This is a genomic window from Streptomyces chiangmaiensis, from assembly GCF_036281785.1.
Classification (GTDB): Bacteria; Actinomycetota; Actinomycetes; order Streptomycetales; family Streptomycetaceae; genus Streptomyces; species Streptomyces chiangmaiensis.
Genome location: NZ_JAYWVC010000269.1, coordinates 1 through 9,111, shown reverse-complemented (window position 1 = coordinate 9,111; position 9,111 = coordinate 1). Strand labels below are relative to the sequence as shown.

3 protein-coding genes are annotated in these 9,111 nt (G+C 67.4%); 1 reads left to right on the top strand and 2 read right to left on the bottom strand.

Translation table 11 applies throughout. The features are described from left to right. Both VXC91_RS39280 and VXC91_RS39275 read right to left on the bottom strand, forming a co-directional pair. On the bottom strand, positions 1-2,398 hold a 2,398-nt coding region (locus VXC91_RS39280; RefSeq protein WP_329512147.1), incomplete at its 3' end, for a hypothetical protein. Beyond that, a complete protein-coding gene (locus tag VXC91_RS39275; protein WP_329512146.1) occupies positions 2,395-5,091 on the bottom strand; it encodes a DUF6603 domain-containing protein in 2,697 nt (898 codons plus the stop codon). The genes VXC91_RS39275 and VXC91_RS39280, both read right to left, overlap by 4 nt. 711 nt (positions 5,092-5,802) lie before the next feature. Here VXC91_RS39275 and VXC91_RS39270 point away from each other — a divergent pair. Beyond that, positions 5,803-8,769 carry an Ig-like domain repeat protein gene (locus VXC91_RS39270; RefSeq protein WP_329512145.1) on the top strand — a complete coding sequence of 989 codons (2,967 nt, stop codon included), beginning with the start codon at positions 5,803-5,805 and terminating at the stop codon, positions 8,767-8,769. Positions 8,770-9,111: the final 342 nt, after the last annotated feature.

Genomic DNA, 9,111 nt, shown 5'->3' with positions numbered 1-9,111 from the left:
CGTGCCAGGCGTCGACGAGTTCTTTGAGCCGACCGGGCTCCCAGGGATCCTGCTGCGGGCTGGGGCCCTCGCCGACGAGGCGGAGTTCGCCGTAGCAGTCCTCCCACCACTCCCCGGACGAGTCTCCGGGGAGGGTGTCCCAGTCCCACTCACCCGAGCAGTCGGCCCGGAACGTGCCGTGGTGGGTCGGGGAGTTCCAGGTGCCGGTGAAGACGCCGCCGGAGGACAAGTTCGGGCCGCCCCATGTGCCGAGGTACACGCCGCGCCACGTTCCGCGCTCAGAGCCGGTGGCCCAGGTGCCGGTGAACAGGGCGAGCTGGGTGCCCGCGTCGCCCGTGACCGGGTTGCTCCAGGTTCCCTCGAAGGTGCCCTCCCACGTTCCGGACTGCTCCGGGCCCGCGTCGAAGGCGCCTGAGCACAGGCCCCGCCAGCGGCCCGCGGGCTCACCCCCGGGACCCTTCTTTCCGTCCCACGGCCCGGTCCAGGAACCGGTGAGGCGCCATGGCTCGGTACCGGTGGCCGGGCCGCCGGTGAATAGGCCGAGCCCGGCCGGCACGGTCCGCGGGGGTGTGGTGGGCAGGACGAGATCGCCGCGCCGGTCGACCTTGGTCCGCGGCAGGTAGTCGTCCGGGACCTCCACCTCGGGCAGTGCGGCGAGCCTGAAGGCGCGGTTGAGCGTCGCGGCGGGCACCGGTTGTGTGGCGGCGAGCTGTTCGCTGGTCACCGCGCGCCGCAGGGAGCGTGCGGTCGCGTCGGCGGCGATCCGCCGCCAGGCGTCCGCGGCACCGTCCTCGGGTGCGAAGACGTTCCGTACGGCGTCGAGCCGCTCGGGGGCGACGACGCGCTCTGGTGCGACGGCGAAGGCCACGGCGCCGTCCGGGTCGCGCTGGGGCACGGCGAGCCCGAACGGGGAGGAGGCGACCCTGGACAGGACGGTGGCGAACGGTGGTGGCTGCGGCGCGTCCGCCGACCGTCGGGTGATCAGCTCGATGCGTCGGCTGAGCGGTCCCATGGGGCGTACCGCGCGATGGAACGCCGTGGTGGCCATGGCTTTGGGCAGGGGGCTCGCCCGGATCGACGACCACAGGGTGGTGTCGGGGCCCAGCGGGATGCGGCTCTGCAGCGGTGTGGCGAGGCGGAGCACCTCGTCGGCGGAGAGCGGCCTGACGTGCCGCAGGTGCATCCGACCCATGATCAGCCGGGCAAACCGGGCGAGGTCGATGAACCGGTTGGCCGCCCGTGCGTCCGCGAGCTGGCGCCAGGCGGAGGCCATGAGGGCCTCCTGGTCGGCCTGCACGGCTCTGGCGCCCAGGCCGGCCGCGACCCGCCACCGCGGGTCGAGGTTGAGGGTGTCGAGCCAGCCGGGGCAGGCCGGGTCGGCGGTCGCGCGCAGGGCGTGGAAGCCGCCGTACAGCGGGGGCAGGACGTCCGGGTCTTTGTCGTCGGTGGCGTCCGCGACCGGGGCCAGTGCGGTGGCGAGCCGATGTCGCCATTGTTCGCTCTGCTCGCCGGTGGGCCACGGTTCCCGGGGTGGGCTGTTGGGCGCGCGCAGTGCGCTCTCCACCTGCTGGACGACCGGTCCGGGGCCGTTCGCGAACAATCCGGGCCGTCTCACGTCGAGCGGTCGGCGGCCGGCGCTCGCGGGGAGGGGGTAGGCCTTCAGTGCCGTGGCGAGAGTCTCGAAGTCGCCGGCCTCCCCGGTGGTGAACGTCCAGGAGAAGTAGACGGGGAGTTCCGCGCGTTCGGTGCCCCAGGCGGGGGACAGGCCCGCGCCGGTGGTCGGCATTTCGAGGCCGGCGAGGCGGCCCGCTTCGAAGGAAGGGACCAGGCAGGCGGTGTAGGCGGTGTGGGGCAGGAGACGACGCGGTGCGAGGAGCCGGGAGACCGACCGTCGCGGGTCGTTCTCGTGGCCGGGGAGCATCTGCGCGTGCGCCCACAAGTGCAGGGACGCGGGGTTAGGAAGTTCGCTCGCATCGACACGCAGCACCGGCAGCGGGACTCCCGGTGTGCGCTGCGGTGCCTTGGTGGCGGGCACGCAGACCAGGGCGAGCCAAGGGCGCAGGTGTCCGGCCCCGCCGGGGGCAAGCGGGGTGAACAGCCAGGGGAAGTCGCTGCGTTCGAACTCCACCAGCGGGAAGCGGGTGGGCTCCGCGTCGGGTGTGCCGGGGAGGGGGAAGACCCGCACGATCTCCTTGGGGTCGATCCCCCGGACGTCGCCGGGACCGTACAGCAGCAGCGCGGGCTGCGGGACAGGCCGTCCGGGGCGGCCGTTCACGGAGGCGGTGGACGCGAGGGAGCCGCGCACCGGGGTGGTGCGGGTCAGGTTGTCGGGTTCGGTCAGGCAGGCGGCGGCGCCGGTGCCGGAGCGGTCCCAGGACGCAAAGGTGTACACGGTCATGGCCTCACCTCGTACGCGGGCACGACCTGGAGGTTCCCCGACCGGCCCGTGACGGTCCTCAGGAGCGCGGTGGCTTCGGTGAATGTGGATGTGCCGGCGAACGTCGTCTCCGCCTTGAGCGTGCCGGCATGCGCGATCATGTACTCGCGCGGCTTCAGGACAGGTGCGGGCGGCGGCACGGCGTACCGGCTGCGCAGGGCGTGGACGAGGCTGCGGCCGACGGCACCGTGGGCGAGTGCGGCGTTGAGAGCAACGTCGGTGATCTGCCAGGAGGGTTTCGGTGTGGGCGCCTCGCCGCCGAGCCATTTGGTCTCGTACTCGACCGGGACGGTGTAACTGCGGGCGATGGCGGCCGCTGCGGGCGGCGACAGTTCGCTGCCGGAGCGGAGTTCCTCGAAGGCGGGCTGGGTGAGCTTCTCGTCGTCGGTGAGGTCGAAGAAGTCGGCCCGCGCGAAGTCTTCCTTGACGGGCTGTTCCGCCCCGGTTCCCCCGGGGAAGGTGACCTTGACGTCGAAGGTGGTGGGCTGGGGCAGCCGGCCGGGCCCGAAACGGACCACGGGGGTCCCCAGAGGCACGATGTGCTGGCTGAACCGCGGCCGGCCGAGCGGATGCAGCAGGCGGCCCGCGGCCATGTCGTCGGCGCGCAGCGAGACCATCGTGCGGGCGCCGTCCGGCAGGACGGGCTCCCAGCTGCGGGGGTCGTCCAGCGCCCCCTCCAGAGCCCGGCAGACGTCCGGGGGCGGTGGAGCCTCGACCTGTCGCGTGCAATTCCACCGCTCGTCGAAGGGGAAGCTGACGTCGAGGAAGAGGAAGGAGACGCTGGCCCGGCCTGCGATGTACCAGCAGGGCGTCGGCCCTTCCATGTGGACGCGCAGCCCGACCGAACACAGGGTCTCGTCCGCGAAGCGCAGGGCGAACGAGCCGCCGAGGTCGAGCACCACGCCGAAGCTGGGTTCCCAGCGCACCAGCGCGTCGAAGGAGAGCCGCCCGGAGACGCCGGTGCTCCTCGACCCGATGACGGCGGACAGTTCCGCGCCCGCCTGGACGGTGCCGGGGGTGAGGGCGAAGTACCCGGAGAAGACGATCTTCAGCAGTGGGCTGTCGGAGATGGGGATGGAGAGCCGCTTGGGTGTCGGAAAGTTCTGCAGCGGGGTGTAGCGGGGGTGGAAGCCGCCGGCACTGAGGATGAAGGTGGCGTCCTGTCCCGTCTTCACGCGCAGCGCGAGGCCGCCCTCTACCGAGGAGGTCAGCAGCCGGGAACCGGCCAGACTGGTGTTGATCTCGACCAGACCGTTCGCGGCGTCGACGACGCCGGCGATCGACGCGCGAAGGTCGAGGACCGGAGCCTGCGGAGCGGGTAGCGCCACCCGGAGCCTGCCGAGTATGGCGACCACTCCGCTGGGCAGCTCGAGGACCACCCCGACGTCGGCGGTGACGAAGGACACGGGACGGCCCCAGCCGACCCTGAACATGGGCCCGACCACGGTGTTCCCGGCCCGCTCCGGGAACACCGCCCCCAGGGTCGTCAGGATGCGCGGTGCCGCGGCGGCGGGGTCGGCGGGGAAGAGCAGGTCGTCGAGGTGGCCGGCCTGCACGACCTCGGCGAGGGCCACCCGGTCCAGGGCACGGCCGATGCCGAGGAGGCCGCCTACGGCGTTGAGGGTGAAGGCGAGGCCCAGCTCGACGGGGGGCGTGAACTCGGCGCTGAGCGCGATCAGCACCGACGGCGGGCTGGGCCGCAGGATGCCGAAGGCCCTGACGTCGACGACGCCCACGCTGAACGAGAGCGCGCCCCGGTACTCCCCGCCCTGCTCGCCGAGGATGCCGCCGCCCTTGACCGGTCCGAGGTCGAGCGTGAGCCGGATGCCCGTCGGGGCCGCCGGCGTCGCCGTGAAGCCGTCGCCCGCCGGTCGGACGTCGAGTCCGGTGCCCTCGACCGCCGCGTCACCGAACCCTAGCAGCGAGGCGCGGAAGAATGTGGTGAGCCGAAGCCCGCCGTCGCTCGAGGAAAGGTTCACCGAGGGCGCGCGCAGAGCGGCAGGAGCCCGGTCGACGGGCAGCGCGATCCCCTTGCCGCTGCCGCCGCCGCCCACACGCAGCCCGTCCTTGTCGAGCCGGGCCGCCACGTTTCCCTTCAGGGCGAGGCCGTCGGGGACGAGAAGCTTCAGCAGCTCGTTGTCGGTGAGCCGCAGCTCCAGTCCGTCCGCGCGGAAGGTGAGCGCGGCGGTGGCCTCCGGCTGGGCGGCGGGCAGGGTGAGTACGAGGCTGACCCCGTCGCGTACGGCCAGACCGGGTACGAGCGGGAGCGAATCAGGCAACGCGAACCTGAGGTCGATCGTGTCGGGGACGGTGGCGCCGAGCGGCGTCACCGTGGTGGGGGTCGCCGACAGCACGTCCGTGATCGTCAGCGTCCAGTCCGGCGAGGCCTGCCGCACCGCCGCCCGCAGCATTCCGACGAGGACGGGCCACAGGTCCCCCGGCGGCGCCGCGTCCGGGAAGGCGAAGCGCGCGAGCAGGGCTTCCGCAGTGAGCGTGGTGGCGGAGAGGGAGAGGCCGAGTGCCTGCGCCAGGCGCTTCTTGCGCTCGGCGTCAGGCAGGCCCTGGAGAAGAGGGAGGACCGGGGCGAGTCCCGCACGGAGTTCGGCTGCCAGCTGCGGCAGCGGAAACACCATCAGCAGGCCGCGGAAGAGCAAGGGACGGTCATCTCATCGGTACCGTTCTCCGCCCGCGGACCGCAGTTCTGCACGCCTCGACTGCCTACCGGAGCAGCTAGGGGAACGCAACGCGTCCGACGTTAGCGCCGGGTGTGACACGGGGCTCGGCCATGCACCGTCCGGGGAGCCGAAACGGTGCGGGCTTCACCCTGTTGCAGGCACGCGGCTTCCTCACCGGTGCGCCGCACAGCGCGCGGCTCCCCGCGCCCGCCCGGTCCCTGATGCCGGGACGCCCCGTGCATCACACCGTCACTCCGAGCGCGCATAGCGAGCGCGGCGTGGCTGAGGAATACCGGCTGCCGGGCAACTGAGGACACGGCCCACGCAACACCTTGAATGCGCCACTTTTAAACTCGGTAAGTCTTGTTGCCGCGAACTCACGGATCTGAAATTCCTCGCAAAAGCGGGCGGCAACCGGTCACGTAAGTGATCACCGGTGGCGAACCGGACCGCAAGGGAGACGCCGGTTGCGGAAGGGGAACCGCAGCGAGATCCTGGAAATGAACTCGGCGTGGCGCTCTGCACAGGGAGTCTGAGCGCCTCCGTTACACGTCAGCCCGCAGCCCGCGCCACTTCTCTTTCGTCTTCATCACTGTCCTGCAGGGAGGGGTTCCTCAGCCTGCAAAGGGTGAGCACCCCGGCTGGAAACCCACGGTACGCCCCTTTTTGCTTTTTGGCCGAGGAGTTGCCATGCCTGACATCCAGATCGATGCCTCGCAGCTCACGATTCCCTACTTCACCATCCCTGAAGGTGGGACCGAGGTCCTGGACGGCTCGACCTCGCCACCGCCGCGCGTATCGCTACCGGCGCGGACCGGTTATCATCTGCAGCCCCTCAACCTAGCCGCGCGCTTCGAATTCGAAGTCAAGGCCGACGGTACAGTCGACTTCGACCCGGCCTTCGACGAGTTCCTGAACGGACGTGGCACCGGCACGCTGGTTCTGTGCGGTTATGCGATCAGCATCGACGGTACCGCACTGTCTCACGATCTGTTGCTGACCGCTGAAGGCAAAACTTGGTGGCCGCGCGGCCAAACTCACCAGCTCACTCTCATGCCGGCTGCAAATTATGGGTTTCAGTCGGGTTCGGGAATCGTTGGGAACTGGTTGTTCGATGTCAAGCCAGATGGCAATGTCGACTATAATCCGGAGTTTGATGAGTTCCTCGATGGGCGTGGTTCTTCTCGTTTGACGGTGCTTGGGCGGCTTGTTGATGTCGATGGCATCGCGTTGTCGCATGACCTCATACCGATGAATCTTGCGGGCAATGCGGGGCCACTGCCACGTAGCCAGGTTCATCGGCTCACTCTCATGCCGGCTGCAAATTATGGGTTCCAGCCGGGTTCGGGAATCGTCGGGAACTGGTTGTTCGATGTCAAACCAGACGGCAAAGTCGACTACAAACCGGAGTTCGACCAGTTCCTCAACGGACGCGACACCCAAACGCTGGTACTACGCGGCTATGCGGTCAGCATCGATGCCACCCATGCCGACAGCGACCTCGTCGGCATCGCCAACCTCGAAGTGTCGGCCCAATCTCCGCGTGGGCTATCAGCCGTGCTGCTCCCCGCCAAAGGCTACCTTCCGCGGACCGCAAATGGGATCTTCGCTACAGCCTTCAATCTCGAACCGGACGGCACCATCTCGTTTTCCCCTTCAGCAGCCGGTCGCTATGTGTTCAAGCTATCTACTTCGCCGAATCCCTCAAAGCTCGGAGAGAAGGTGACACTTACGGCATCGGTGCATCCCGTCCCACCCCGACAGGGCACCCCACAAGGAAGCCTGACGTTCAAGGAGGGGCCCACCGTCCTGGGCTACGCCGAGTTGGACCAGAATGGACAGGCAACCTTTCAGACCTCAGCTCTTTCGTCGGGCCTTCATGAGATCGTCATCGAGTATCCGGGAGATCAACGCTTCCAGCCCAGCTCGGCTGAACTACGTCACCGAGTAGACCCCACCGGGGAGCCAATCACCGACGCGCTGCCGGAGAGCCCCCCTCCAGCCCAGTCGGCTCCCTTGCTGGTGGCAACACGCTTCGCAGGAGACCCAATCTTGGAGCAGTGCGCCGCCGGTATGCATCGCATGCATGATCCGGAGAAGGGGTCAGCGGTCGAAAAGGTCCAGCAGGCACTACTGGCTCTTGGGCTTCCCTTGCCGCTGCACGGAGCCGACGGATGGTTCGGTCCGGAGACCGGTAACGCCGTCAGTCAGTTCAAAGCCGCCAACGGTATCGCACCCTCAGATCCCGTGGTCGGAAAAGGAACGATGCTGACGCTCGACGCGAAATTTGCCGGAGAGGTCAGACCAATCGCCCGATGGTTCGTGAACACCTCACGCACTCGGGCTAGGGACGGCAACGAAGCTAAAGCATTCATCACTGGAGAGGAAGCATTCCAAGAGATCGCGTCAGCGATTCGCTCGACCTCAGGGCCAGATCACTTCGTATGCATTGCTGGCTGGTCTTGTCAGCTTGGCTTTGAGCTCGTGCCGGGAGACACGGGTTCCACCATCGATGGATTGCTCAAAGAGGCAAGTGATCGAGGTGTGGCGATTCGTGCACTCCTGGATCACCGAGCTGCGGGCGGCGGCAGCGGTATGGGTGGCGGTTCAGGTGCCTTTGGAGATTTCAATGTTTTTGCCGTGGATTTCATTAACGGTCTCCCGACTGGGCGCGCCATCCACGATGATCGCCACGTGCCGATTGGCACGCATCATCAGAAAATCATCATCGTGTATGGCGGCGAGGGACTTGTCGCCTTCTCGGGGGGAATGGATCTCGCTCCGGACCGCCTAAAGCGCCCGAGCCCTGATGTTCTCCACCTACACGATGTGCATTGTCGCTATCGGGGACATGTCGCCGAAGATCATTATCGTAGTTTCAAGGAGCGCTGGAGCGATCATCCAAGCTCGGCAGGGACTTCTCTGAAATCCGTAGCACCGTCGTTCACGGCAGTCGCTGACAAACAGGCTCAGGCTGCAACGACCTACCCGAACGGCACCAGGGGCATCGCGGGCGCCCCGGGGGGGTACGGGTTCGCGACAACTGGAGATCGATCAGCTCGAAGCCTCCTCCATCACGCGATTGCAACCGCCCAACGGTGCATCTACGTGGAAGACCAGTACCTTGTCGACATGGCCACCAGCCAGGCGTTGCTGGCCGCGCTCCCCAGGCTTGCCTCGCTTGTCATCCTCATTCCCGACACGAACGCAGTGAATAGCGAGATCCGCCAAGGCTGGCGTCGCCGTCGTGAATTCTTGGATCCGCTGCTGTCCGCCGCTCCAAATAAGGTCTCCGTGTGCGCACATCGCAGAAGCACCGTACACTCGAAGACTTGGATATTTGATGACGAGTTCGCCATTGTTGGATCCGTGAATTGCAACCGTCGCGGAATGACTCACGACAGTGAAATAGTGGTGGGCGTGTACGATGCTTTGGTTCATTTCAACTGGGCCAAGCAACTGCGAATGGCCCTTTGGGGAAAGCATCTGCATCTGGCGTCGGCATCACTCAAGGATCCGATTGCTGCCGCGGTCCACTGGGCAAACCCGCCAACTACAGCTGACGTATTTCGTTACAACCCTCTCGCTGGCACAGACGAGCCAGTGCCTGAACCGGATTTCATTTGGAATAAAGTCATCGATCCTGATGGTTCATGACGGGCGATGCGAACCCCGATCCGTTTCCCGCGAAGCCGCCGACGTAGGTGATCGTGGCCGGCGTCCAGTCGGGCGAGTTCGACGTGCGCGCCTGACGGCGCAGCAGCGCACAAATAGCATGGTGGCCCTCCTCATCCACAGTGAGGGGGGCCACCATCGTCTTTCTACCCATGTCCCCGGCCAAGCAGGGCGAGGGGCCTCACATCAGTGTACGGCCGCGGATCTCGATTGTTCGGTCGTCGACGGCTTACTCGACTTTCGGCGTTCTGACCGACCGTCATGCCAAGTCCACGCTGGCTGCGACCCAGTACTACAGCCTCAGATCTTGAGGTTGTGATCGGT

Bases quoted from the DNA above. Each gene is read 5' to 3' on its own strand.
- VXC91_RS39270 (WP_329512145.1), top strand. From the start codon at position 5,803: ATGCCTGACATCCAGATCGATGCCTCGCAGCTCACGATTCCCTACTTC.